Origin of the sequence: Corynebacterium guangdongense (genome assembly GCF_030408915.1) — a bacterium.
GTDB classification, from domain to species: Bacteria; Actinomycetota; Actinomycetes; order Mycobacteriales; family Mycobacteriaceae; genus Corynebacterium; species Corynebacterium guangdongense.
This window is the reverse complement of sequence record NZ_CP047654.1, coordinates 1,712,266-1,736,012: the sequence shown is the minus strand read 5'-3', so window position 1 is coordinate 1,736,012 and position 23,747 is coordinate 1,712,266. Positions and strand designations below refer to the sequence as shown.

The window sequence follows — 23,747 nt, the reverse complement described above, 5'->3', positions numbered from 1 at the left end:
GGCCGGGCCGGGCTTGCGCACTCTAGTGGTCATTTGCTCCGCCGGGCTTGACCCTGCTGCCGGCCCGGCTAACATCGAACACATGAACGAATCGCGAATCAATGACCTGATCACCCAGGTCACCACCGGGCTGCAGGGCCTGGCCACCCTCATGGCCAGCCCTGAGTCCGTCGCCTTCGCCGCTGTCCATCCTTCGTTCGAGGCGCTGGAGGCCGCCATGAACCACAAGGCCGCCATCGACGCCTCCTTCGCCTGGCTGGCCAACCTGCACGAGGCCGGCCGCATGGTCGGCTCCACCAGCACCACCCAGTACTTGCGCGAGAAACTCGGCCTCTCCCGGGCCGAGGCCTACAACCGGCTGCGCCAGGGCGCGGCCCTCTACGACCCGGTCCCGGAACCCTCCCCGGAAGCGCCGCCGGCCACCGAAAGCGATGAGCAGCGCCGGGCCAGGGAGTCGGAGCAACGCCGACGGGCGGCCGAGGAGGAGGCCGCTCAGCAACGTGCCCGCCAGGCGGCGGCGGAGGCCTCCGCGGAGAAACGCCGCGTGATCGAGGCCGAGCTGGACCACCTGTCCGAGCACGCGGACCCCGGGGCCAACGCCCTGCGCGAGCGGGCCCTGAAACAGGCCGGCTGGCGCGGTGCCGAGGACCTGCGCGCCTGGGTACGCGATCGGGTCCGTGAGGCTAACGCCCGGGCCCGCAAACCCGATGGGACCCGGGACCGGCTGGCGGCGTGGAAGAAACGCTACATCTCCTTCGGTCAACAGGACGCCGACGGCGGGGTGAGGCTCTCCGGGTACCTGCCAGCGGCCCAGGCCGCGGCGTTGAGGGCCGCGTTGTCCTACAACCAGTCCACCACCTGGTCCGACGGGGAATCCGACGGCGCGGAGGAGAGGGACAAACGTTCCCTGGGCCAGCGTCGGGCGGACAAGCTGCACGAGATCGTCCGTGGCCACAGCGCGGACAAGGAACCGAATCGGGGCGGGATCGGGTCGGTGGTGGTGTCGGTGACGCAGCCCGAGCTGGAGGAGATGGGGCTGGACACCCGCTTCCCGACCAACACGGGCGTCTACCTCTCGCCCCTGGACATGCTGGTCCTGGGGGAGGCCTCCTGCGACTGGATGACCGTTCATGACGAGCGCGGCGCGTTGCTGACGCTGGGGCGGGGCAAACGCACGGCCAACCTGGAGCAGCGGATTGCACTGCTGGTCACGGAGTTGACCTGTTCCCATCCGGGGTGTGATCGCCCGGTGGACGAGTGCCAGATTCACCACATCATTGCGTGGCTGCTGTCGGGTCGTACCGATATCGAGAACCTGACGTTATTGTGCCGGATGCATCACCGCGACAACAACGACAAACGGGACGGGTCACGAGGGATGGGGCATGCGGAGCGCGACCCCGCCAGTGGGCGGGTGGGGCACCGCGACGCCGGGTCGTCAAAAATACGCCTCAATAATTCGGTGGCGGCGGGCAAATCCGCTTCGGCACGGATCCGGCGTCGGCACGCGCCCCCGGATTCTGAGTCGGAGGCCCTGTTCGCGGTCTGAGCCAGCTCGCCCCGGTGCACCGGGGCGGGGGAGCCATTTCCGTCCCGCCCGGCAATCCCGGAGGTGATTAGGCCTTACCCCCAACGCACGCGCTAGGCTGGGGAAGTTCCAGATATCCCTCTGCCGCCTTCAACAAAGGGGAGTGCCCGACGTGTTTGAGTCTCTGTCCGATCGCCTGCAATCCGCGCTCACTGGCCTGCGCGGCAAGGGCAAACTGACCGAGGACGACATCAACACCACCGCCCGCGAGATTCGCCTCGCGCTGCTGGAGGCTGACGTCTCGCTGCCCGTCGTCCGCGGGTTCATCAAGCGCATCAAGGAGCGCGCGACCGGAGCCGAGGTGTCGGCGGCGCTGAACCCTGCCCAGCAGGTCGTCAAGATCGTCAACGAGGAACTCGTCGAGATCCTCGGCGGCGAGACCCGGCGCGTCCAGCTGGCGAAGACCCCGCCGACCGTCATCATGCTCGCCGGTCTCCAGGGCGCGGGTAAGACCACCCTCGCCGGCAAGCTGGCCAAGCACTTCAGCAAGCAGGGGCACACTCCAATGCTGGTGGCCTGTGACCTCCAGCGTCCGGGCGCGGTGCAGCAGCTCCAGATCGTCGGTGAGCGCGCCGGCGTGCCCACCTTCGCCCCCGACCCGGGCACCTCCATCGACTCCCACGAGCACGAGATGGGCACCTCCCACGGTGATCCGGTCGCCGTCGCCCAGGCCGGTGTCGAGGAAGCCAAGCGTCAGCAGCACGACATCGTCATCATCGACACTGCGGGCCGCCTCGGTATCGACGAGACACTGATGACCCAGGCCCGCAACATCCGCGAGGCGGTCCAGCCGGACGAGGTCATCTTCGTCATTGACGCGATGATCGGCCAGGACGCCGTCACCACCGCGCAGGCCTTCGCCGACGGCGTCGACTTCACCGGCGTGGTCCTCACCAAGCTCGACGGTGACGCCCGCGGTGGCGCCGCGCTGTCCATCCGTGAGGTCACCGGCAAGCCGATCCTCTTCGCTTCCACAGGTGAGAAGCTCGAGGACTTCGACGTCTTCCACCCGGAACGGATGGCCAGCCGCATCCTCGGCATGGGCGACGTGCTCTCGCTGATCGAGCAGGCCGAGTCCGTCATGGACCAGGAGAAGGCCGTCGACGCCGCCCGTAAGATCGGCACCGGGGAGATGACCCTCGAGGACTTCCTCGACCAGCTGCTCATGGTCCGCAAGATGGGCCCGCTCGGCAACCTGATGAAGATGCTGCCGGGCGGCAAGCAGATGAACCAGATGGCCGAGATGATCGACGAGAAGCAGCTCGACCGCATCCAGGCCATCATCCGCGGCATGACCCCGGCAGAGCGGGAGGATCCGAAGATCCTCAACGCCTCCCGCCGCAAGCGCATCGCCGCAGGCTCCGGCGTCCAGGTCGCCGACGTCAACCAGCTCGTCGAGCGCTTCTTCGAAGCGAAGAAGATGATGGGCAAGATGGCCAGCCAGATGGGCATGCCGGGCGGCGGGATGAACCGGTCCGCGACCAAGAAGCAGCGCACCACCCGCAAGGGCAAGGGCGGGAAGAAGAAGCAGATCCGCGCCAAGTCCACGGGCGGCGGCATGCCGGGGATGCCGAACATGGCCCAGCTGCAGCAGATGCAGAAGCAGATGGAGCAGCAGGGCGGCGTGCCCGGCGGCAATCCGCAGCTGCCCGGCGGTCTCGGCGACATCGACCTCAACAACCTCGACTTCAACGAGGCGATGAAACGCATGGGCAAGGGCAAGGGCTTCTAGCCTGGGCCGCGCCAGGGACGGGCGTCTTCCGTGTGGGAGGCGCCCGTCCCTTCGTCTATGGGCGGGGCAGGTTAAAGGCGCGTTCCAGGTGGGGCCAGAGCAGGTCGGCGGCGGAGAGCGCGTAGGCGTTGGAGATGTGGTTCTGGTCGCGCATGACCGGGATGTTGCCGATGACCGGGGGACAGGCGTCGGCGGTGCAGAACCAGTCGGCGGTGTCGACCGCCTGGGCGAGGCGATGGTCGGCGAGGACTGCCGCCGCCGGGTCCTCCTCCGCGTAGACGGCCGTGCGCGGCAGGGAACACGCCGACACCGGGTCCGTCGAGGAGGTGCAGCCCGCGCCGCCGTCGCGGACGCGGAGCATGCAGTAGTTCGGATCGTCGACTTCCCCGGCAGGGGTGGTCGTCCAGGGGTTGTCGCGCAGCCCGATGAAGGGGATGCCGGCGTCGTCAAGCGCCTCCCAGAAGTGGCGGTAGCCGGCCGGCGCCACGTCGGGACCCACACCGCCGGGGCCGACGGGCCGGGTCGAGGTGGAGACGACGACGTCCGGGGCCATCGAGACCATCAGGCGCACGGCGCCCGCGGACCACTCGGCGCAGGCCCGGCTGACCTCGGGGGCGTCGCCGAGGACGATGGGGCATTCCTGGCGCAGGAAGGGGATGACCTGGAACCCGTGCTGCCTGCCCAGCGCGTCGAGGGGTTCGGTCCACGGCTCGGCGTGGGAGCCGCCCGCGATGACGACGGTGCGTTGCGCGTCCGGATCGCCGTAGATGCAGGGGCCGCCCCAGCGGTCCGTGGTGGCGTAGTGATCGGGTGCCTCGGGGGTGAACACCATGCAGGAGTCGTGGCCGGGCTGCGGGTAGATGCCGGCGATGACGGCCGGATCGGGGCTGGGCGGGGCGTCGAAGGCGGGGGCGCCGGCGAGGACGCGGGCGCCGGGATAGAGGCGCGGGTCCATGTCGCGCTCACCGAGCTGGTCGAGGTAGTCGGACCACGCGGGCGGGAAGGCGAGCAGGGCGGCGGCCAGCCCGGCGACGAGGAGGCCGCCGCCCGCCCGCAGCGCCCCGGCGGGTCGGCGCAGTGACGCCCGGGCGGCGGCGAGCGGTCGGTCCTCGCGGGTGGGTCGCCTGGTCCGCTGACGCAGTGGCGCCTCCACGAGGCGGTGGGTGAGGTCGGCGAGCAGCAGCGACACCGCCACGACAGCCGTGCCCAGCCACCAGGGCGGGGAGGTCGCGCCGACGGCCGCGGTGCCGATGATGAGCAGCGGCCAGTGCCACAGGTAGAGGGAGTAGGCGATGTCGCCGAGCCAGATCGCCGGGCGGGAGGCGAGCATTCGCGCGACCCGACCCCGCCCGCCGCCGAGGATGACCAGGACGGCTCCGCCGAGCGGGAGTAGTGCGGCCGGGCCGGGGAAGGCCAGCGAGGTCGGGATGAGCAGGCCGGTGAGCGCCACGATCACCAGGCCGATGCCCGGCAACGGTCCGGCGATGCGTTCCGGCACCTTCAGCAGGGGCAGGTACAGCGCCAGGAGCGCGCCGAGGGTGAGTTCCCAGCTGCGGGCGAAGGTGGAGTAGTAGCTGCCCTGGGTGCCGATCCAGCCGTGGCGCGCGGCCCACAGGAAAGAGGCGAGGGTCGCCACAGCCAGCAGGGGCCCGGCGACGGTACGGACATCCTCGGCGGTCCAGGATCGACGCTTGACCAGCCAGGCGAAGGCCAGCGCGAAGACGATGGCCCCGAGGTAGAACTGGCCCTGCACGGACATCGACCACAGGTGCTGGAGGGGGGAGGTGTCGGCCGAGGCGGCGGCGTAGTCGGCCTCCTGGCCGATGAGTTCCCAGTTGAGGTGGTAGAGCAGCGCCGCGGTGACTTGGCCGCCGAGTTCCCGGGTCAGCATCTGTGGTGCGAAGAGGTAGAGCAGCGGCAGAGTCGCGAACATCACCACCGCCAGCGCCGGCACGAGGCGGCGCAGGGTGCGCCAGATCGGCCACCAGGGGTTGAGGGAGGCATGGCGGCGCCCGGCGTAGCGCAGTTGGGAGCCGAGGAAGAAGTAACCCGAGAGCAGCAGGAAGATGTCGACGCCGCCGGAGACCCGGCCCACGAACACGTGGTAGATGACGACGAGAGCGATAGCCACGCCCCGCAGGCCGTCGAGATCGGGGCGGTAGGTGCTGCTCCGGGCGACGGGGGAACTGCTGGTCACGACCGCCCGCGCTTTCTGGGGGAATAGAGATGATCACTTACCGTGGCAAGTGTACAAATACCGTCAGCGCAGCTGCGCAAGGACCGGGATGAGGGCCTTTTCCAGCGGCTCGACCAGGGTGCGCAGGTAGGCCTCGGAGACGTGGTCGGCGTCGCGGTAGACGTAGATGTTGCCGACGACGGCGGGGCAGAAGTCCGGGGTGCAGAACCAGTCGGCGGTGTCGATGGACCACATGTTCTCGCGAGCGTCGAGAAGCTCGTCGGCGGGGTTGACCGGGGCGTAGATGAGCTCGCGCGGGGCGCCGCAGAGCGCCTCGTCGCCGAGGTCGGCGAAGCACTGGGTGCGGTCCATGACGCCGTCCTCGGCGTTGAAGCCCCAGGGGTTGTCGCGCAGGCCGGCGAAGGGGATGTCGTGGGCGGCGAGGATGTCCCAGAATTCGGGGTAGGTGTCCGGCACGACGTCCGGGCCGCGGCCGGTCTCGCCCTGCGGGCGGGTGGTGGTGGAGATGACGAGGTCGGGGTCGGCCTGAACGAGGCGGTCGACCATGTTCCGGTTCCACTCGAGGCAGTCGGCGGTGGCGCCGGCGAAGTCGGGCTCGCTGAGGTAGGTCGGGCAGCCCTGACGCAGCAGCGGAACGAGCTTGAACCCCTGGCGCTGGCCGATGATATCGAGCGCCGTCGACCACTGCTCGGCGTGGGAACCGCCGACGAGGTAGACGGTGGTGTCGGCGGTGGCGTCGCCGTAGACGCAGGGATCGCCCAGGGGCCGGCCCCAGGAGGTGGTGACGAACTCGTCGGTGTCGTGGTACGTGAACGTCAGGCAGCCGTCGCGGCCGGCCAGGGGGAAGATCTGCGGGACGACGAAAGGGTCCTGTTTCGGTTCCGCCGCCGGCACCGGCGCCCCGGCCAGCGCGGCTGCGCCCGGATAGATCGCCGGGTCGAGGTACTCGTAGATCGCCTGGTCACGCTTGTACAGCATGACCGGGAACGCGGAGGCCAGCACCAGGGCGGCGACGGCGACGAGCGCGCCCGCGACCGCCCTGGCCCGCGCGACCGGGGAGGAACGCAGCCCCGCCAGCGCGTTGCTCACCGGGGTCTGATCACGCGTCGGGCGCTTCCAGTGCTGGCGCAGCGGCTCCTCGACGTAGCGGTGGGTGAGGTGGGCCAGGGCGAGGGAGACGAGGAAGACGACGACGCCGACGATCAGTGACGGGCGTGGCTGCCCGGACCAGATGGTGGCGGCGATGAGCAGCGGCCAGTGCCAGACGTAGAAGGGGTAGGCCACGCGCCCCAGCCACAGCAGCGGGCGGGAGGCCAGCACGGCGCCCACCGAGCTGCCCCCGGTGCCGCCGAGGATGATGAGCACCGCGCCGCCGATGGGGAAGAGGGCGGCCGGGCCGGGGAAAAGGGTGGCGCCGTCGAAGAGCATGCCGGTGGTGACCACCATGAGCAGGCCGAGAGCCGTCATGATCTCGCGCATGAGCGGGGCGAAGACGACGCGGCCGCCATAGACCGCGAGCGCGGCGCCGAGCGTGAGCTCCCAGCTGCGGGAGAAGGTGGAGTAGTAGTTCAACGGCTGGTTGTGGAACTGCTCCCAGGTCGCGTACGCGAAGGAGACCAGGGTCAGGGCGACGAGGATGGGGCCCGCGACGCGCTGCACCAGGTGGCGCCTGCCGCGGAAGAGGTAGGCCAACCCGAGCGAGAAGGCGATGGCACCCAGGTAGAACTGGCCCTGCACGGCCATGGACCAGAGGTGCTGCAGGGGGCTGACCCCGTCGGAGGCGACGTTGTAGTCCGCGCCCTGCTGGTAGAGCTCCCAGTTGAGGAAGTAGAGCATGGAGGTCGACACCTGCTGGGTCAGGTGCGGGGCGTCCCACTGCGGGAGGATCGTCTTGCCCGCCAGGAAGACCAGGCCGATGACCACGGTCATTGTCGGCACGAGCCGGCGCAGGGTGCGCCAGATCGGCCACCAGGGGTTGAGCGAGGCGTTGCCGCGGGAGGCGTAGCGCAGCTGGGAGCCGAGGAAGAAGTAGCCCGAGAGCAGTAGGAAGATGTCGACGCCGCCGGAGACCCGGCCCACGAAGATGTGGAAGAGGACAACGAGCGCGATGGCGATGCCGCGGAGTCCGTCCAGGTCCTCGCGGTACGGGTTGGGCGTGCCTGTGAGCGCGTGCCGTCCGGTGGTCGCCGTCGTTGGGGCTGCCGTCGTCATACTGCTCTTTCTGTGCTCAACGGCCCGGCGCACGGGGGAGGTGCGGGCCGGGCATGGGTTCCTGAATCGCCGTCAGTGTACGCAGTGGGGCGGGGAAAGGTTGCATGGGAGGCAGGCGATTTCTTTCGGGCCGAGGTGGGCCGTTATAGTTGTTCAGGTTGTCCGTCGTGCCCGCGCACGGCGGTCGCACCCGAAATTCATATGCTGCATCAGCGCCGGTGTCGATCCACCCAGTGGCCTCGCCCGGTCAGTCACATGCAGAGTTCAAATCAGGGGTTGAACCGGCCCGCCAGTCAAGGTGGCGGGTGTCTGTACTGCCCAGTGACCACAAAGGAGCCATCATGGCTGTCAAGATCAAGCTTCAGCGAATCGGTAAGATCCGCAACGCCCAGTACCGCGTCGTCATCGCCGACTCCCGTACCCGCCGCAACGGCAAGGCCATCGAGAACATCGGCATCTACCACCCGAAGGAAGAGCCGTCGGTCATCAAGATCGATTCCGAGCGCGCCCAGTACTGGCTGGGTGTCGGCGCCCAGCCGACCGAGCCGGTTCAGGCCCTGCTGAAGGTCACCGGTGACTGGCAGAAGTACAAGGGCGAGGCCGGCGCCGAGGGCACCCTGAAGGTGGCCGAGGAGAAGCCGTCCAAGCTCGACCTGTTCAACGCGGCTCTGGCCGAGGCCAACGACGGCCCGTCCATCGAGAAGATCGCTGAGCAGAAGCAGAAGGCCAAGGAGGAGGCAGAGGCTAAGGCTGCTGCCGAGGCCGAGGCTGCCGCCGCCGCTGAGGCAGCTGCCGCCGCAGAGGCCGAGAAGGCTTCCGAGGAGGAGGCTCCGGCCGAGGCTGAGGGCGAGTCCCAGGAGTAGAACTCCCGCTTCCTGAAACGTGGTGTCGACTGCTTGTCGACGCCACGTTTCGGCGTTTCCGGGCTAGTTTCCCAGGGCATCCGGGCCGAAGGAATGCGGCAGCAGCGCCTCAAAGTCCAGTGAAAGGGGTTGACCGTCCGCGCTTTCGACGATGACCCTTCGGCACCCGAACTCGCGCAGCACCTGCCGACAGGCCCCGCAGGGCCAGCAGGGCGCGGCCCGGAGCCCGACGATGGCCACAGCCTCGATCTCGCGCCAGCCCCGGGCGACCATCGTCGTCACGGCGTTGCGCTCGGCGCAGATCGATTCGCCGTAGGCGGCGTTCTCGACGTTGCATCCGGTCACCACCTCCCCGGCGGCGGTGAGCACGGCGGCCCCGACCGCGAAGCCCGAATAGGGACTGTAGGAGTTCGCGGCGGCGGTGCCGGCATCGGCAAGCAGGGCGGCGGGGGTCCTCACAGCGCCGCCAGGGGCAGGGCGAGCTCGATCATCCGGGTGAAGGCGCTCTCGCGTTCCGCGGGCGTGGTCTGTTCCCCGGTGATGATGTTGTCGGAGACGGTGAACAGGCCCAGCGCCTCAACGCCGGCGTGGGCGGCCACGGCGTAGAGTCCGGCGGACTCCATCTCCGCGCCGAGCACGCCCATGCGGGCCCACCGGTCGACGGCCATGCGGTCGACGTTGTGGAAGGCGTCCGTCGAGAGGATGTTGCCGACGTGGGTGCGCACGCCGCGGGCGTCGGCGTCGTCGACCAGCGCCTGAAGCAGGCGCCAGGAGGCGATCGGGGCGAAGGTGCCGGGGATGTCGTACTGCGCCAGGAAATTGGAGTCGGTGCACGCGGCCTGGGCGACGACGATCTCGTAGAGGCCGATGTCCTCGCGCATGGAGCCGCAGGAGCCGACGCGGACGAGTTTCTTCGCGCCGAAGGTGTGGATGAGTTCGTAGGCGTAGAGGCTGACCGAGGGGATGCCCATGCCGGAGCCCATGACGGAGACCTCGGTGCCGCGGTAGGTGCCGGTGTAGCCGAGCATGTTGCGCACGCCGTTGAACTGGACGACGTCCTCGAGGTAGTGCTCGGCGATGAACTTCGCGCGCAGCGGATCACCGGGCAGCAGGACCGTCTCCGCGATCGGGGCTCCGTTCGGGCTGATGTGGGGCGTGGATGCGGTGGTGGCCGGCATGGCGGGGTCCTTGTCTGTCGGGGATCCCCGAGTCTATTGCCTGCGGGCGGCGCTGCGGATCAGGGCAACGCCCAGTGTTGCCAGGCTGATGGCCAGCACGCCCGCGCCGGCGGGGATGAGGGGGTAGAGGGCGTTGGGCTCGGTTCGGTCGGCACCGATGGAGGAGAGGAAGAAGCCGGCGGGCATGAGGACGGCGGCGAGGGGAACTCCCCAGCGGGTCAGGTGGGCGATGCCGCCGGTCAGGCGGGCGGCGTCGGTGAGCAGGATTGTGCCCAGGCTGAGGGTGACGAGGATGCCGGCGTGTCCGTGCCCGGCGCGGGCGAAGGTGGTCTGGAAGTCGGTGGCGGGGATGTTTCCGGTGGTCAGGGACAGGACATAGCCGCCCCCGAATTCGATGGTGAGCAGCGAGAGGGTGAGGATGCCGGCGGCGAGGCGACCGGCGCGGGAGAGGGTGAGCATCGTGTCCTCCTGGGGCACCGATGTGAACAGTGTTTACATGCCTCATGCTACGGTGGCGATGTGAACACCGTCAACATCCGGAAGTATCATCACGGAAACCTGCGGGCTGAACTTATTCAGGCCGCCGTCGACCTGGCGGCCGAGCACGGGCCGGAGGGATTCTCGCTGCGCGGCGTCGCTCGGCACGTCGGTGTCTCCCCGTCGGCGGCCTACCGGCACTTTGTGGGGCAGGACGAGCTGAGATCCGAGGTCGCCGCGGTGGCCGCGGAGCGGCTCGCCGATGCCATGCGCGCCGCGATCGGCGGCCTCTCCGATCCGGGGGCGCGGCTCGCGGCCTCCGGGCGGGCCTACGTCGACTTCGCCACCGCCGAGCCCGGCCTGTTCCGGGCGATGCTCGCCACGCCCGACTTCGATCCGGAGCGTCCGGGGGGCGGCGGCTTCGGCGTGCTGCGCACGCTGGTGGCCGAGGCCGGCCTGGGGGAGGACGTGGCCACCGTCGCCGTCGCACTCTGGGCCACCGTTCATGGCCTGGCGACGCTCCTGACCTCGGGTCCGCTGGCCGCCCTGCCGGAGGAGGAGCGGCGCGAGCTCATCGACGCCACGCTGAATTTCGTCGGCTCCCGCAGGGGCCCGGCCGACGGTGTCCGGCGGGGGTGAGGATCGTCGACTCCGGGCAAGCATCCAACTTTCGGCGGATGGCCGCGTAGTATTTTCTACGGACTAATCGCTGTCAAAAGGAGTCGCAGATGACCAGCCCCGTACGTCAGGTCCGCCACGACCTCGGCGAGAAGCCCTTCATCGCCATTTGGGAGGTCACCCGCGCCTGCCAGCTGGTCTGCGCCCACTGCCGCGCCGACGCCCAGCACGAGCCCGCCCCCGGGCAGCTCGACACGGAGCAGGGCAAGCGGCTGCTCGAGCAGCTGGCCGGCTATCCGAGGCCCCACCCGCTGGTCGTACTCACCGGCGGCGACCCTTTTGAGCGCGGTGACCTGGAGGAGCTGACCGCCTACGGAACCGCCCTGGGACTCAACGTCTCGCTCTCGCCCTCGGTCACCCCGCGCCTGACCCGCGAGCGGCTGGCCTCGCTGCGCGAGGCCGGCGGCTCCGCCCTCTCCCTGTCCCTGGACGGGGCCAGCGCGGCCACCCACGACCGTTTCCGCGGCTTCGGCGGCACCTACGACGCCACCATGGAGGTCGCCGAGTGGGTCAACGAGGCCGGCTACCGCCTCCAGATCAACTCCACCATCACCGACGAGACCGTGCGCGAGGCCCCGGAACTGCTGCAGCACGTCATCGCGATGGGGGCGAAGCTGTGGAGCGTGTTCCTGCTGGTGCCCACCGGCCGCGGCGCCGGCCTCAAGGGCCTGGGTCCGCAGGAGAAGGAGGACGTCATGTGGTGGCTGGCCGACGTCGCCGACCGCATCGCCATCAAGACGACCGAGGCGCCGATGTTCCGCCGCGTCGTCCTTCAGAAGTCACGGGGGATAGTCTATGAGGGTGGGGAGCTCTACTCCTACCTCACCCGGCGCACGGCCGAGCTGCTCGGCCCCAACACCGCGCCGCGCCGCCCGCGCCCGCCGATGGCCATCAACGCCGGCTCCGGCTTCGTGTTCATCGACCACGTCGGTGACGTCTACCCGAACGGTTTCCTGCCGCTGAAGTGCGGAAACGTCAAGGACGCCGACGTCCGCGAGATCTACTCGGACTCCGAGGTGTTCAGGTCCCTGCGGGATCCCTCGCAGTGGAGCGGGAAGTGCTCCGTCTGCGAGTTCGCCGAGGTCTGCGGCGGCTCGCGCTCGACGGCCTACGCGCTGACCGGCGACCCGCTGGCCTCGGACGAGACCTGCGCGTGGGTTCCGGAGGGGGTCGCTACTGGTGCCGCTCGCCCGTGAGCATCGTCAGCAGCAGCACCGCGTCCCCGGGTGCGTCGGCCGGGCAGGTCACGGCGTGCACGACGTGCTCGCGCAGGTGAATGACGGTGCCCGGCGCCATCCGCACGGTCTCGCCGCCGCAGGTGAAGTCCAGGGCGCCGGACAGGCACTGCACCGTTATGGGGTGGGCGGCCTTGTGGTCGGGCAGATCCTGGCCGGGGGCGAAGCCGAAGGAGATGACGTTGGCTCCGTCGCCCTGCAGCAGGCGGATGACGGAGGGGCGGCTGCGGGCGGGATCCGGGGCCGGGGTCATGTCGGGCACGGCCAGCACCGTCATCTGGTCCGAGTCCTTGAGGGCGGATTCGCCGAAGGTGTCCGGTCGGTTGACGGGGATGTCCCCGGGGGTGTTCAGAGGTTCCTTCATGTCCTACTCCTTCAGCAGTGTCAGCGCTTGCGCAGGATGAGGCCGACGCCGCGCAGGTGATCCCTGTTGGCGAGGAAGACCCGGCGCATGTCGAGCACGCGGCGGCGCACGTCCGGCTGGCGGGCGATGTTGATGATGATACGGACTGTGCCGAGCACGCCTTCGTCGGCGAGCATGCGCGTGGGATCCAGCAGTCCCATCGAGGTGTCGTGGACGGAGACGACGTCGAAGCCGGCCTCGTCGGCGAGCCGTGCCCACTCGCCCAGGGTGAGGGGGCGGGAGTTGACCCGGATGGAGCGGGCCAGAGCCTTGCGGATGTCGACCTTCACCGCCTCGGGGATGGCCTCGGGGGCCAGCCCCATTTCGTGGATGGCGTAGACGCCGCCGGGGCGCAGGAGGCGGTGAGCCTCGCGCATGATGGCCAGTTTGTTGCGGTCGGTCTGCATCGTCAGCATCGCCTCGCCGATGACGACGTCGGCGCTGGCAGCGGGCAGCCCGGTGGCGGCGCAGTCGGCGACGACGGTGCGGGCGGTGGCGGGGATGCGGGACTGCAGCTGGGCGGCGGCGTGCGGGTCGGCGTCGACGCCGACGTAGCTTGCGGGCCCGCGCTCGAGCAGGGCGGCGGCGGTCACACCCAGGCCGGGTGCGAACTCGATGACGTCGTGTCCGGCGATGGGGGAGTGCGCCAGCAGGTAGTCGGTGGTTTCGCGGCCGCCGGGGCGCAGGACCTTCTTGCCCACGCGCGCGAGGATCCAGTGGCCCCCGAGCTTGTCGACGGGGCGGTCGTGGCCGGGCAGTACAGCGCTCATGGAACATCCTTAGGTTAGGCAAGCCTTAATTAATGGGGGCGAGTCTAGGGCACTCCGAAAGCGCTGTACAGGGGGTGTGCCCAGGTGATACAAAATTCCCCCGTCCGCCCCGGCTAGAATCAGGGACCATGGAACTGATGATCGGCCGAGTGATCAAGTCGCACGGCATCCGCGGGGAAGTCTCCGTCGATGTCACCACCGACGAACCGGAGCTGCGCTTCGCGCTGGGTGAGGTGCTGCACGGGCGCCAGGCGAACCGCGAGCGCGACCTCACCATCGCCAGCGCGCGCCCTCACAAGGGTCGCCTGCTGCTGACCTTCGAGGAGATCGCCGACCGTACCGAGGCCGACACCCTGCGTGGCATGCGCTTCTTCGCCGAGCCCCTCGAGGACGAGGAGGACGACGGCTTCTACGACCACCAGCTCGAGGGCCTGCGCGTCCTCCGCGAGGGCGAGGACATCGGCGAGGTCACCGGCGTCATGCACGTCGGCCCACGCACCACGTTGGAGGTGCGCCTGGCCGGCGGCAAGGAGGCCATGATCCCCTTCGTCCACGACATCGTCCCCGAGGTCGACCTGGCGGCCGGGACCCTCACCGTCACCCCGCCGGAAGGACTGCTGGAACTCTGATGCGCCTCGACGTCGTCACCATCTTCCCCGAGTACCTTGAACCCCTGCGCCACGCCCTGCTGGGCAAGGCCATCGAGGAGGGCATCCTCTCCGTCGGGGTCCACGACCTGCGCGACTGGGCCACCGACCGGCACCGCTCCGTCGACGACACCCCCTTCGGCGGCGGACCCGGCATGGTCATGAAGCCCGAGGTGTGGGGCCCGGCGCTCGACGACGTGGCGGCCGGGCGCGTGGCGGGCGAGCTGAGCAGCGCGTCCCCGCACGTCGACAAGCCCCGCCACGACGACGTCGCGGGCGTCGAGAAGCAGGCCTACGGGGAGCGGGAGGACGCCGAGCTGCCCCTGCTGCTGGTGCCGACGCCGACCGGCAGACCCTTCACCCAGGCCGACGCGCGGGCGTGGTCGACCGAGGAGCACATCGTCTTCGCCTGCGGGCGTTACGAGGGCATCGACCAGCGCGTCATCGAGGACGCCGCCAACCGCTACCGCGTGCGTGAGGTCTCCATCGGCGACTACGTGCTCATCGGCGGGGAGGTGGCGGTGCTCGTCATCGCCGAGGCGGTGGTCCGGCTCATCCCGGGCGTGCTCGGCAACCAGGCCAGCCACCAGGAGGACTCCTTCTCCGACGGGTTGCTCGAGGGACCCAGCTACACCAAGCCGCGCGTCTGGCGCGGCCTCGAGGTTCCGGAGGTGCTCACCGGCGGCAACCACCAGGCCATTGACCTGTGGCGGCGCGAGCAGTCGCTGAAGAAGACGAAGGCCGTCCGCCCGGAGCTGCTGGAGACCGTCGAACTCTCCGACACCGACCTGCGCCTGCTCAACGAGCGCGACGTCCACACCGAGATCAACGTGCTGCTCAGCACCGCGGAGTGGGGACAGATCGCGAAGAAACTCCCGAAGAAGGCCCGCCGGAAGGGCTTCGACGTCAGCGAGATCCTCGCCGAGACCGTTGACCTGACCTGCGAGCCCGACAACGTGCTCGTCACCCAGTACCAGTCCGAGAACGACGGCGCGGCGCTGGATCCGGTCTACCGCGTCATCGTCAACGGCCGCTCGGCGCTGCCGCACCGGGAGATCACCAAGGCGGTGCTCGCCGCCTTCCCGGAGAAGACCTACTGGTACGGCTCCTCCTACGACGGGCACGCCGAGGGCGGCGTGACCGCCGTCTGCGCCTGGCAGCACCCGAACCCCTAGCCGCTAGCCTGGGGGCATGACCTACGCACTCACGCTTGCCGACGCCCGCCACCGCAGCGCCACCATCACGCTCGAGAGCTACGAGGTGCACCTCGACGTCACCGGCGCGCCCACCGAGGCCGCCACCTACCCGGTGACCGTCGCGATCACCCTGAGCAGCACCGAACCGCGGCTCTTCCTGGATTACCTGGGGGAGAGCGTCGAGGCGGTGCTGGTGGACGGCACGGCGGTCGAATCGCGTTTCGACGGCTCCCGGCTGTGGGTGGACGTTCCCGTCGACAAGCGGTTCACCGTGGAGGTCCGCGGCCACTCGCGTTACTCGCGCACCGGGCAGGGGCTACACCGCTTCACCGACCCGGAGGACGGGCGCACCTACCTCTACTCCCACTTCGAGCCCTCCGACGCGCGCCGGGTCTACCCCTGCTTCGACCAGCCGGACCTCAAGGCCCGTTTCAGGGCGCGGATGAGCGTCCCGGACGGGTGGGTCGCCCTGTCCAACGGCGGGGAAACCGCCCCGGGCGTCTTCGCCGAGACCCCGCCGCTGTCGACCTACCTCACCGCCTTCGCGGCCGGCGAGTACGTCGCCTGCCGCGACCGATGGCGTGACGTGGAGCTGGCCGTCTGGTCGCGCGCCTCGATGGCGCAGTACCTCGACGAGGAGTTCCTGGAGGTCACGAAGCAGGGACTCGAGTTCTTCCACGAGAACTACGACTACCCCTACCCCTGGGGCAAGTACGACTCCGTGCTCGTTCCCGAATACAACCTCGGCGCCATGGAGAACCCGGGTCTGGTGACCTTCACCGAGAAATACCTCTTTCGCTCGCGCGCCACCCGAGCCCAGCACGCGGCCCGTGCCAACACGATCCTCCACGAGATGTGCCACATGTGGTTCGGCGACCTGGTCACCCCGCGCTGGTGGGACGACCTCTGGCTCAAGGAGTCCTTCGCCGAGTTCATGGGCGCCGACGCCTCCGTGACCGCCACCGACTACCACGAGGCGTGGGCCAACTTCGCCGGCGCCCGCAAGAACTGGGCGTACACCCAGGACCAGCTGCCGACCACGCACCCCATCGCCGCCCAGATTCCCGACGTCGACGCCGCCCGGCAGAACTTCGACGGCATCACCTACGCCAAGGGCGCGGCGGTACTCAAACAGCTGGTGCACTTCATCGGGCGCGAGGAATTCTACGCGGGCTCGCGCGAGTTCTTCCGCGCCCACGAGTTTTCCTCGGCGAGCTTCGCCGACCTCCTCGACTCCCTGTCCGCCCACACCTCTTCGGACCTGAGCGCCTGGGCCGACGCCTGGCTGCGCACGTCCGGCCCGGACCGGCTGATCCCGGCCCGGACCGGGTCGAGGCTGACGATCACCCGGGAGGGACGGCGGCCGCACCGCCTCGACGTCGGCGCCTACCGCGACGGCACGCTGCTGGAGCGCCTCGACGTCCGCCTCGCCGGCCCCTCCGTCGAGCTGTCCCTGCCCGAGGGCACAGACTTCGTCCTCCTCAACGACACCGACCACACCTACGCACTGACCGGCTTCGACGGGCAGTCCCTGAGCTGGGCGCTGGCCAACCTCTCGACGCTCGACGACGACCTCGCCCGCGCCGTCGCCTGGACCAGCCTGTGGAACCTCACCCGGGACGGGGAGCTGCCGGTCGCCGACTACGTCGAGGCCGCGCTGGCCCACGCCACCGCCGAACCGAACCCCTCGATGATCGCCCGCGTCCTCGACGCGGCCCTGGTCGCGGCCCGCGACTACACCCGCGACGAGCAGCTGCCGACGCGGATGTCCGAGCGGCTCTGGACGCTGCTCAACCGATGCGCCCCCGGCAGCGACGCCCAGCTCGCCGTCGCGCGCGTCACCATCGGCGCGCTGGCCGGTTCGACGGCGCCCGGGGCGACGGCGCACCTGCGCGCGCTTCTGGGCGGAGCCCTGGACGGACTCACTGTCGACAACGAAATCCGCTGGTCCGTGCTGGCCGCGCTCTCCGCCCGGGGAGAGGCCTCCCGGGCCGAACTGGACGAGGAGCTCGCCGCCGACGACACCATGAACGGCCACACCCAGCACCTGCGCGCTATCTGGGCCAGGCCCGACGAGGCCACCAAGCGCGCGGTCTATGAGCTGGCCACCGAGCCGGGCCGGTGGGCGAACGCCGAGGTCGACGCGCTGATCGGCGCCTGGCTGGCACCGGGATCCCGGAGATTGCGGGCGGGTCTCACCGACCGCTACTTCGACGACGTGGGGAGGATCTGGGCCGAACACCCCATCGAGATCGCCAACCGTCTCGTGCGCGGCTTCTACCCGGACCCGGTCAGCGACACCGGCGCTGATTCCGAGGTCGTGGACGTGCGCACCGACGCACTCCTGGCCCGCGAACTCCCGGGCGCTCTGCGCCGGGTGCTGCTGGAATGCCAGGACGGCTGGCGTCGCCGCCGCCGGGTGCGGGCGCGAAACTAGTACATCCAGATCTTCGCGCCGAGGCCACCGGTGCACGTGACCAGGATGCCGTCGTCCTGGCGGCACGTCATCTCGTAGGCCTGCCCGGTCACCGGGCTGTGCGCCGTGACCGTCCTCGGCAGGTGCTCCCGGACGTTGTCGTAGGTGGGGTTCAGTCCCCGGGTCAGGGCGTCGAGGATTTCAATGCTGAATTCGCAGCTCGTGTTCATTCCGGCCGCCACGACGTTGAGCGCGAAACCATCGCCGGTGACGCAGACCCTGGCCGCCTCCCCGCGGATGCTGACCGTCTCCCCGGGCTGTGTGTCATAGGGGAGCGGGGCCGGGCCGCTGCCTGCCGACGCCGACGTGCCCGCCGGAGGCGGCGTGGGCGACACCGTGGTGCTCGCGGGCGCGGGGGTCTGCGCCACGGTGCGGGTCTCGGTGCTCGCCTCCGGGACGCTCTCCGGGCGCCCGGGGGGCCCGGAGAGCCCGGGGGCGCAGCCGGCCAGCGCCGCCGCCGCGGCCAGCACCAGGACGATTTTCATGACAGCGACCTCCCGGGTTGACGTTGTCCGCCAGTCTAGAAGGCCGGGAGCGGGTCCCGCGGGGTTTCTAACCCAGTGATGCGAGAACGTGAGCCACGAGAATCTTCGCGATCATGGCGGCAGGGTAGACCATGGCGTAGCCGAGCGCGACGCGCGGATCCGCGGAGGTGCGGTTGTTGACGAAGGCCAGGACCGCCGGCTGGGTCTGCGCCCCGCCGAGGATGCCTGCGGTCGTGGTCGCGCCGATCTTCATGACGCGGCGCATGAGGAGGGCGATGCCGGTGCCGGTGACGGTGGTGATGATGACGCCCAGCAGCAGAATCTTCCACCAGGAGCCACCGGTGAAGGCCGTGATGATCTGGCCGCCCGCGTTGGTGCCGGCCTGGGCGAGAAAGAGCAGGAGCCCCAGCTCCGCCAGCACGGTGTTCGCCGAGTGAGGCAGCGTGGTCACCAGGCGGCCGATGCGGCCGATGCGGCCCATCACCAGCGCGACGATGAGCACCCCCGCAGCGGCGCCGAGGGAAAAGGTGCCGCCACCCGGGATGGGGACGACGATGTGGCCCAACCCGATCCCGAGCGCCAGGCCTAGGCCCAGGGCGATGGGGTTGATGTCGGTGAGCCCGGTGGAGGAGTCGCCGAGGAACTTCGATATCTTCGGCAGCTGCGCCGAGGGGGCGACGACGCGGACGCGGTCGCCGAGCTCGAGGATGTAGCCGGGAATCGCGAGCTGATCCTGGTCGGCGCGGCGCACCCGGGAGACGCGGGCCCCCCAACGCTCGGCGAGCTCCTCGTTGAGGTCGGCGACGGTGCGGCCGGCCAGGTCGTGCCGGGAAATGGTGATCCGCCGGAAGTCGAGGTCGTGGCGGCTCTCATCAAGGACCTGGGAGGTCTCCCGCCCGATCCCGGGCATGAGCGAGTCGAGGAATTCCGGGGCGCCCACGACGGTGACCACGTCGCCGGGGTGGAGGATGTCGAAACGGTCAGGGATGACGATCTCCTCGGCGTCCGCCCGCCGCAGCCGCGTGATCTGCACCTGGTCCCGGCCGGTGGCGATGATCTCGGCGACGCTGACGCCGCCCGCCCGGGAAATCTCCATGTGCATGCGCACCACCGGGGAAGCGGTGTCGTCGTCGTTGCCGGCGTCGCGAAGCACGAGGACCGCGACGATCATCATGCCGATGACGCCGAAGAGGTAGGCCACCGCGTACCCGACGGTCGCGGACTGCGCGTCCCCGGAAGCCTCGGAAGCCGCCGCCAGGGCCGGGGTGTTGGTCACCGCGCCGGCGAAGGTGCCGGCGACGGTGGCGACGTCGAGGCCGAGGACGAGGGTGCCCAGGCCCCACGCGAGGAGCGCGGCCAGGAGGAAGACGCCGACCATCGCCGCCACCGGCGCCGTCGCGGTCTTCAGGGACTGGAAGAACGTGACGCCGGAGTTGTTCCCGATGCCGAAGGCGAAGACCACCAGGCCCATCGTCCCGATCAGCGGCGGCACCGCGGTCTCCACCCCGACCGAGGAGGCGGCCGCCGCGGTGGCGATGCCGAGAAAGAGCACCGCCGCGGCGCCGAGGCTGACCCCCCGAATCCGGACTCCGCCCAGGGCCATGCCCGCGCCGATGAGGAGAAAAACGAGCAAAATGGGCTGCTCCGCCAGATACCTGAAAAATTCCGTCACGTCACCCGAACCTCCTGCACAGTGATGCTACCTACCTCGGGCGTGGACTACAGTCGAACGAATGATTTCGTCGAACGCCACGATCATCGCTGAGGAACTCGGACAGGGCGTGCGCCCCGCGCAGGTAGAAGCCGCGTTGGCCCTGCTCGCAGAGGGAAACACCGTCCCCTTCATCGCCCGGTACCGCAAGGAGGCGACGGGCGGGCTGGACGACACCCAGCTGCGCACGGTGGAGGAACGTCACACCTACCTCACCGAACTCGCGGAGCGCAGGGACGCCGTCCTCGCCGCGATCGAGGAGCAGGGCAAACTCACCGAGGAACTCAGAGCCGAGATCCTCGTCGCCGACACCAAGGCCCGCCTCGAGGACCTCTACCTCCCGTACAAGAAGCGCCGCCGAACCAGGGCTGACATCGCCCGCGAGGCCGGGCTGGAGCCGCTCGTCGACAAGCTCCTCGACGCCCCCGACGCCGATCCCGCCTCCCTGGCCGAGGGCTTTCTCACCGAGGGCTTCGCCGAGACCAAGGCCGTACTCGACGGTGCGCGCGCCATCCTCATCGACCGTTTCGCCGTCGACGCCGACCTCGTCGGCGACGTACGCGAGAAGATGTACGCCCAGGGAACGATGACCGCCGGCGTCGTGGCGGGCAAGGAGGCCGAGGGAGCCAAGTACAAGGACTACTTCGAGTTCTCGGAGCCCTTCACGACGCTGCCGTCGCACCGGATCCTCGCGCTCCTGCGCGGGGAGAAGGAGGGCGTGCTCCAGCTCACCCTCGACCCCGGCGAGGACGAACTCTACGAAAACATGATCGCCGCCCGCTTCGACCTGCCCACCGCGCGCAGCCGGTGGGCCGCCGACGCCGTGCACTTCGGCTGGCGCACCAAGCTGGTCATCTCCTCGGGCCTGGACGTACGCATGCGCCTGAAGGAGAGGGCGGAGGAGGGGGCGCTGGAGATCTTCGCCACGAACCTGCGTGACGTGCTGCTGGCCGCCCCGGCCGGGCAGCGCGCCACCCTCGGCCTGGACCCCGGCTACCGCAACGGCGTCAAATGCGCCGTCGTCGACGCCACCGGCAAAGTCCTCGACACCGCGATCGTCTACCCGCACCAGCCGCAGAACGCCTGGCAGCCGGCCCTGCAGGAACTCGCCGGCCTGGTGGCGACCCACTCGGTGGATCTGATCGCCGTCGGCAACGGGACCGCCTCGCGAGAGACGGTGAAGCTGGCCGAGGACATCTCGGCGCTGATCGGGCAGGCCGGCGGAAAGAAGCCGCACCCGGTGACCGTCTCCGAGTCGGGGGCGTCGGTGTACTCCGCCTCCGCGATCGCCGCCGCCGAGTTCCCCTCGATGGACGTCTCCCTGCGCGGGGCCGTGTCCATCGCCCGTCGCCTGCAGGATCCGCTCGCCGAGCTGGTCAAGATCGACCCGAAGTCCATCGGCGTCGGCCAGTACCAGCACGACGTCAACCAGACCGCGCTGGCCCGCACGCTTGACGGGGTGGTCGAGGACGCGGTCAACGCCGTCGGCGTCAACGTCAACACCGCCTCGGCGCCGCTGCTGGAGCGCGTCGCCGGCGTCACCCCCACGCTGGCCCGCAACATCGTCGACTACCGCGACGAGCACGGTCTCTTCACCAGCCGCAGGCAGCTGGGCAAGGTCCCTCGCCTGGGACCGAAGGCCTACCAGCAGTGCGCCGGCTTCCTGCGCATCAACCGCGGCGAGAACCCGCTGGACGCCTCCGCCGTCCACCCGGAGTCCTACCCGGTGGTCGAGAAGATCTCGCAGGCCACCGGCCTGGGCGTCGCGGAGCTCATCGGCAACACCCGCGTGCTGTCGTCGCTGAACCCGGCCGACTTCGCCGACGAGCGTTTCGGCGTCCCGACGGTCACTGACATCATCGCCGAGCTGGACAAGCCCGGCCGGGATCCGCGCCCGGAGTTCCGGACCGCCACCTTCCGGGAGGGCGTGGAGAAGGTCTCCCACCTCACGCCGGGCATGATCCTCGAGGGCACCGTCACCAACGTCGCGGCCTTCGGCGCCTTCGTCGACCTCGGCGTCCACCAGGACGGCCTCGTCCACGTTTCCGCAATGAGCGAGAAGTTCGTCAGCGACCCCCGCGAGGTGGTCCGCTCCGGCCAGGTGGTCAAGGTCAAGGTCATGGAGGTCGACGTCGAGCGCCAGCGCATCGGGCTGTCGCTGCGGCTGGACGATGAGCCGGGCGCCGAGAAGCGGGCCAGGCGCGGCGCCCAGCCGAAGCGGGGCGGCGCGCCCACGAAGCGCGCCGGCTCGGCGCAGAAACGCGGCGGCCCCAACTCGGCAGGGTCGATGGCCGACGCCCTCACGCGCGCGGGCTTCGGAAAGTGAGCGGCAGAACCAGCAGGGCCAAGACGGCCGTGGCCAGCCGGTTCTTGAGGACGTCCTCCAGCGGGGAGGCCGTCGGGTAGCCGTAGCCGACGACGGTGATGAAGACGAGGAACGCGAGGATTCCCCAGGCGGCGGGGCGCAGCGTGGGGCGAAACGCGAGACCCAAGCCGCAGGCGATCTCGTACCCCGCGAGGGAGATCGTCAGCCACCCGATGTTGTCCATGCCGAAGCCGCGCCACAGGTCGGCGAGCCAGGGGAGCAGCGTGGTGTCGGCGAAGGCGGCGTAGGCCCCCGGGCTGGTCTGGCCCAGAATGAGGTGGACGCCGCCGAGGACGAATGTCACGCCGACCAGGACCCGGATGACGGCGCGGTAGATTCTCAAGGTCCCTCCCGGGTCCGGACTCTGCGGGCTACGCTGGCAAGTATGACCCAGATCACGGGAATCGTCCACTTCACGTTCCGTCCGGGCCAGGCCGGTCGCTTCGAGGAACTCTCCCGTCAGGCACGGGAGATCGTCCTCAACGACGAGCCCGGCACCACCCGCTACGACGTGTTCATGGCGCCGGACCGGGGCAGCGCCGTGGTCGTCGAGGAGTTCGTCGACGTGGCGGCGGCGCTGGCTCATCAGGACAGCATCGGGGAGGAACTCAACCGGGCGCTGGTCGACACCGCCTCCGACGTGCACGGGGAACTGCTGGGGGAGCTGCCGCCCGAGCTGGTCGCACAGTTGGCGGACTCCACGGCCAGGCCCTATCTCACCGTGTTCCGGACCTGGCGCGCCTGAGCACCTTGCCCGGCCGGAACTTCCCGTAGCGGAAGTCCACGTACACCGGGTAGAAGGCGAGAAGCAGCAGGATGCCCGCCGCCGGGAGCACGGTGTAGAAACCGATCCACGTCCCCAGCAGCGCGCCGAAGACGCCGCCGAGGAAGAACATGCTGACCAGGGTGGCGTGCAGTTTGAGCCGGGGGAGGTGGGGCAGGACCGGGTCCGGGTCGCCGGCCGGGTTGCGGTAGAGCCATTTACCCAGTTCGATGCCGATGTCGGTGACCATGCCGGTGACGTGGGTGGTGCGGATCTGCGCCTCGGTGACCTTGGTGATCAGGCCGTTCTGCAGGCCCATGATCCAGGCCAGCACCATGACGATCAGCCACGGCAGCCCCGCCTCCTGGGAGCGGTCGGCGAGCAGGCCGACCAGCAGAATCGCCAGCGCCTCCACCCACAGGATGAGGGCGAACTTGGAGATGTGCCTGTTGCGGCGGCCCCAGTTGAAGAGGATGGCGCAGGCCATGGCGCCGGCGATGAAGGAGAAGACGCCGAGCGCGGCGAGGAAGGCGAAGTAGTAGCCGCCGAGGACGATCTCGTCGGCGGCCATCGACACCAGCCCGGTCATGTGCGAGGTGTAGACGGACACGGCCAGGAAGCCGACGGAGTTGACCATGCCGGCGGTGAAGGTCAGCCCCGCGGCGAGCCACCGGTTGTTGCGATCAGTGCGCTCCGGGCCGGCGGCCGTGGCGATCCGGCGCACCAGCGTATCGAATGCCTGTCTCATGAAGACTCAGCGTATCGCACGGCC

At 69.8% G+C, this 23,747-nt stretch carries 20 protein-coding genes and 1 pseudogene; 10 read left to right on the top strand and 11 right to left on the bottom strand.

Going from position 1 to position 23,747, the window contains the following annotated elements; all coding sequences use genetic code 11:
* Positions 1-82 precede the first annotated feature (82 nt).
* Together CGUA_RS08245 and ffh are read left to right on the top strand one after the other, a co-directional pair.
* Positions 83-1,549: an HNH endonuclease signature motif containing protein gene (locus tag CGUA_RS08245; RefSeq protein WP_290194594.1), complete on the top strand. Its 1,467-nt coding sequence runs from the start codon at positions 83-85 to the stop codon at positions 1,547-1,549.
* A gap of 151 nt (positions 1,550-1,700) precedes the next feature.
* Positions 1,701-3,320, top strand: a complete 1,620-nt coding sequence (gene ffh / locus CGUA_RS08240; protein ID WP_290194592.1) for a signal recognition particle protein — start codon at positions 1,701-1,703, stop codon at positions 3,318-3,320.
* A 55-nt stretch (positions 3,321-3,375) separates the two neighbouring features.
* Here ffh and CGUA_RS08235 read toward each other — a convergent pair whose 3' ends face one another.
* Together CGUA_RS08235 and CGUA_RS08230 are read right to left on the bottom strand one after the other, a co-directional pair.
* Positions 3,376-5,517 carry an acyltransferase family protein gene (locus CGUA_RS08235; protein ID WP_290194590.1) on the bottom strand — a complete coding sequence of 714 codons (2,142 nt, stop codon included), beginning with the start codon at positions 5,515-5,517 and terminating at the stop codon, positions 3,376-3,378.
* A 63-nt stretch (positions 5,518-5,580) separates the two neighbouring features.
* Positions 5,581-7,728, bottom strand: a complete 2,148-nt coding sequence (locus tag CGUA_RS08230; RefSeq protein ID WP_290194588.1) for an acyltransferase family protein — start codon at positions 7,726-7,728, stop codon at positions 5,581-5,583.
* A 341-nt stretch (positions 7,729-8,069) separates the two neighbouring features.
* Between CGUA_RS08230 and rpsP the strand changes: the two genes are divergently transcribed.
* A complete protein-coding gene (gene rpsP, locus CGUA_RS08225; protein WP_290194586.1) occupies positions 8,070-8,591 on the top strand; it encodes a 30S ribosomal protein S16 in 522 nt (173 codons plus the stop codon).
* A gap of 63 nt (positions 8,592-8,654) precedes the next feature.
* On the opposite strand, the gene CGUA_RS08220 is transcribed toward rpsP, so the two are convergent.
* The 3 genes from CGUA_RS08220 to CGUA_RS08210 are packed head-to-tail and all read right to left on the bottom strand — an operon-like array spanning position 8,655 to position 10,228.
* Entirely contained in the window at positions 8,655-9,050 is a 396-nt protein-coding gene (locus tag CGUA_RS08220; protein ID WP_290194585.1) for a cytidine deaminase, read from the bottom strand.
* Entirely contained in the window at positions 9,047-9,769 is a 723-nt protein-coding gene (deoD, locus tag CGUA_RS08215; RefSeq protein WP_290194583.1) for a purine-nucleoside phosphorylase, read from the bottom strand. Before deoD ends, CGUA_RS08220 begins: the two co-directional genes overlap by 4 nt.
* 33 nt (positions 9,770-9,802) lie before the next feature.
* Positions 9,803-10,228: a hypothetical protein gene (locus tag CGUA_RS08210; protein ID WP_290194581.1), complete on the bottom strand. Its 426-nt coding sequence runs from the start codon at positions 10,226-10,228 to the stop codon at positions 9,803-9,805.
* A gap of 60 nt (positions 10,229-10,288) precedes the next feature.
* Between CGUA_RS08210 and CGUA_RS08205 the strand changes: the two genes are divergently transcribed.
* Together CGUA_RS08205 and CGUA_RS08200 are read left to right on the top strand one after the other, a co-directional pair.
* A complete protein-coding gene (locus tag CGUA_RS08205) occupies positions 10,289-10,885 on the top strand; it encodes a TetR/AcrR family transcriptional regulator (protein WP_290194579.1) in 597 nt (198 codons plus the stop codon).
* An 89-nt stretch (positions 10,886-10,974) separates the two neighbouring features.
* Positions 10,975-12,120 carry a TIGR04053 family radical SAM/SPASM domain-containing protein gene (locus CGUA_RS08200; protein ID WP_290194578.1) on the top strand — a complete coding sequence of 382 codons (1,146 nt, stop codon included), beginning with the start codon at positions 10,975-10,977 and terminating at the stop codon, positions 12,118-12,120.
* On the opposite strand, the gene CGUA_RS08195 is transcribed toward CGUA_RS08200, so the two are convergent.
* Together CGUA_RS08195 and CGUA_RS08190 are read right to left on the bottom strand one after the other, a co-directional pair.
* Complete coding sequence (locus tag CGUA_RS08195; RefSeq protein WP_290198353.1) at positions 12,098-12,436, bottom strand: cupin domain-containing protein; 339 nt, start codon at positions 12,434-12,436, stop codon at positions 12,098-12,100. The two genes, CGUA_RS08200 and CGUA_RS08195, sit on opposite strands and share 23 nt — an antisense overlap.
* Before the next feature lie 107 nt (positions 12,437-12,543).
* The gene (locus tag CGUA_RS08190; RefSeq protein ID WP_290194575.1) at positions 12,544-13,332 is read right to left on the bottom strand and encodes a class I SAM-dependent methyltransferase; all 789 of its coding nucleotides are present in this window, start codon (positions 13,330-13,332) and stop codon (positions 12,544-12,546) included.
* A gap of 128 nt (positions 13,333-13,460) precedes the next feature.
* On the opposite strand from CGUA_RS08190, the gene rimM reads away from it, so the two are divergent.
* From rimM to pepN, 3 genes and pseudogenes are all read left to right on the top strand, one after another.
* Positions 13,461-13,961 (top strand): ribosome maturation factor RimM, encoded by a 501-nt coding sequence (gene rimM, locus CGUA_RS08185; RefSeq protein WP_290194573.1) that lies wholly within the window; start codon positions 13,461-13,463, stop codon positions 13,959-13,961.
* Positions 13,961-14,779 (top strand): annotated as a pseudogene (trmD, locus tag CGUA_RS08180) (tRNA (guanosine(37)-N1)-methyltransferase TrmD); the annotation flags it as partial. The gene rimM and the pseudogene trmD, both read left to right, overlap by 1 nt.
* A 391-nt stretch (positions 14,780-15,170) precedes the next feature.
* Positions 15,171-17,612 carry an aminopeptidase N gene (gene pepN, locus CGUA_RS08175; protein WP_290194571.1) on the top strand — a complete coding sequence of 814 codons (2,442 nt, stop codon included), beginning with the start codon at positions 15,171-15,173 and terminating at the stop codon, positions 17,610-17,612.
* On the opposite strand, the gene CGUA_RS08170 is transcribed toward pepN, so the two are convergent.
* Positions 17,609-18,136, bottom strand: a complete 528-nt coding sequence (locus CGUA_RS08170; protein ID WP_290194568.1) for a hypothetical protein — start codon at positions 18,134-18,136, stop codon at positions 17,609-17,611. The two genes, pepN and CGUA_RS08170, sit on opposite strands and share 4 nt — an antisense overlap.
* A gap of 67 nt (positions 18,137-18,203) precedes the next feature.
* Positions 18,204-19,808 (bottom strand): aspartate:alanine exchanger family transporter, encoded by a 1,605-nt coding sequence (locus tag CGUA_RS08165; RefSeq protein WP_290194566.1) that lies wholly within the window; start codon positions 19,806-19,808, stop codon positions 18,204-18,206.
* A gap of 61 nt (positions 19,809-19,869) precedes the next feature.
* Here CGUA_RS08165 and CGUA_RS08160 point away from each other — a divergent pair, with 61 nt between their 5' ends.
* A complete protein-coding gene (locus CGUA_RS08160) occupies positions 19,870-22,173 on the top strand; it encodes a Tex family protein (RefSeq protein ID WP_374725036.1) in 2,304 nt (767 codons plus the stop codon).
* Here the strand turns inward: CGUA_RS08160 and CGUA_RS08155 are convergent.
* Complete coding sequence (locus tag CGUA_RS08155; RefSeq protein WP_290194564.1) at positions 22,148-22,555, bottom strand: DoxX family membrane protein; 408 nt, start codon at positions 22,553-22,555, stop codon at positions 22,148-22,150. The genes CGUA_RS08160 and CGUA_RS08155 overlap by 26 nt on opposite strands.
* 42 nt (positions 22,556-22,597) lie before the next feature.
* Here CGUA_RS08155 and CGUA_RS08150 point away from each other — a divergent pair, with 42 nt between their 5' ends.
* On the top strand, positions 22,598-22,957 hold the full coding sequence (locus CGUA_RS08150) for a putative quinol monooxygenase (protein WP_290194562.1): 360 nt from the start codon (positions 22,598-22,600) through the stop codon (positions 22,955-22,957).
* On the opposite strand, the gene CGUA_RS08145 is transcribed toward CGUA_RS08150, so the two are convergent.
* Complete coding sequence (locus CGUA_RS08145) at positions 22,929-23,723, bottom strand: YoaK family protein (RefSeq protein ID WP_290194560.1); 795 nt, start codon at positions 23,721-23,723, stop codon at positions 22,929-22,931. The two genes, CGUA_RS08150 and CGUA_RS08145, sit on opposite strands and share 29 nt — an antisense overlap.
* Positions 23,724-23,747: the final 24 nt, after the last annotated feature.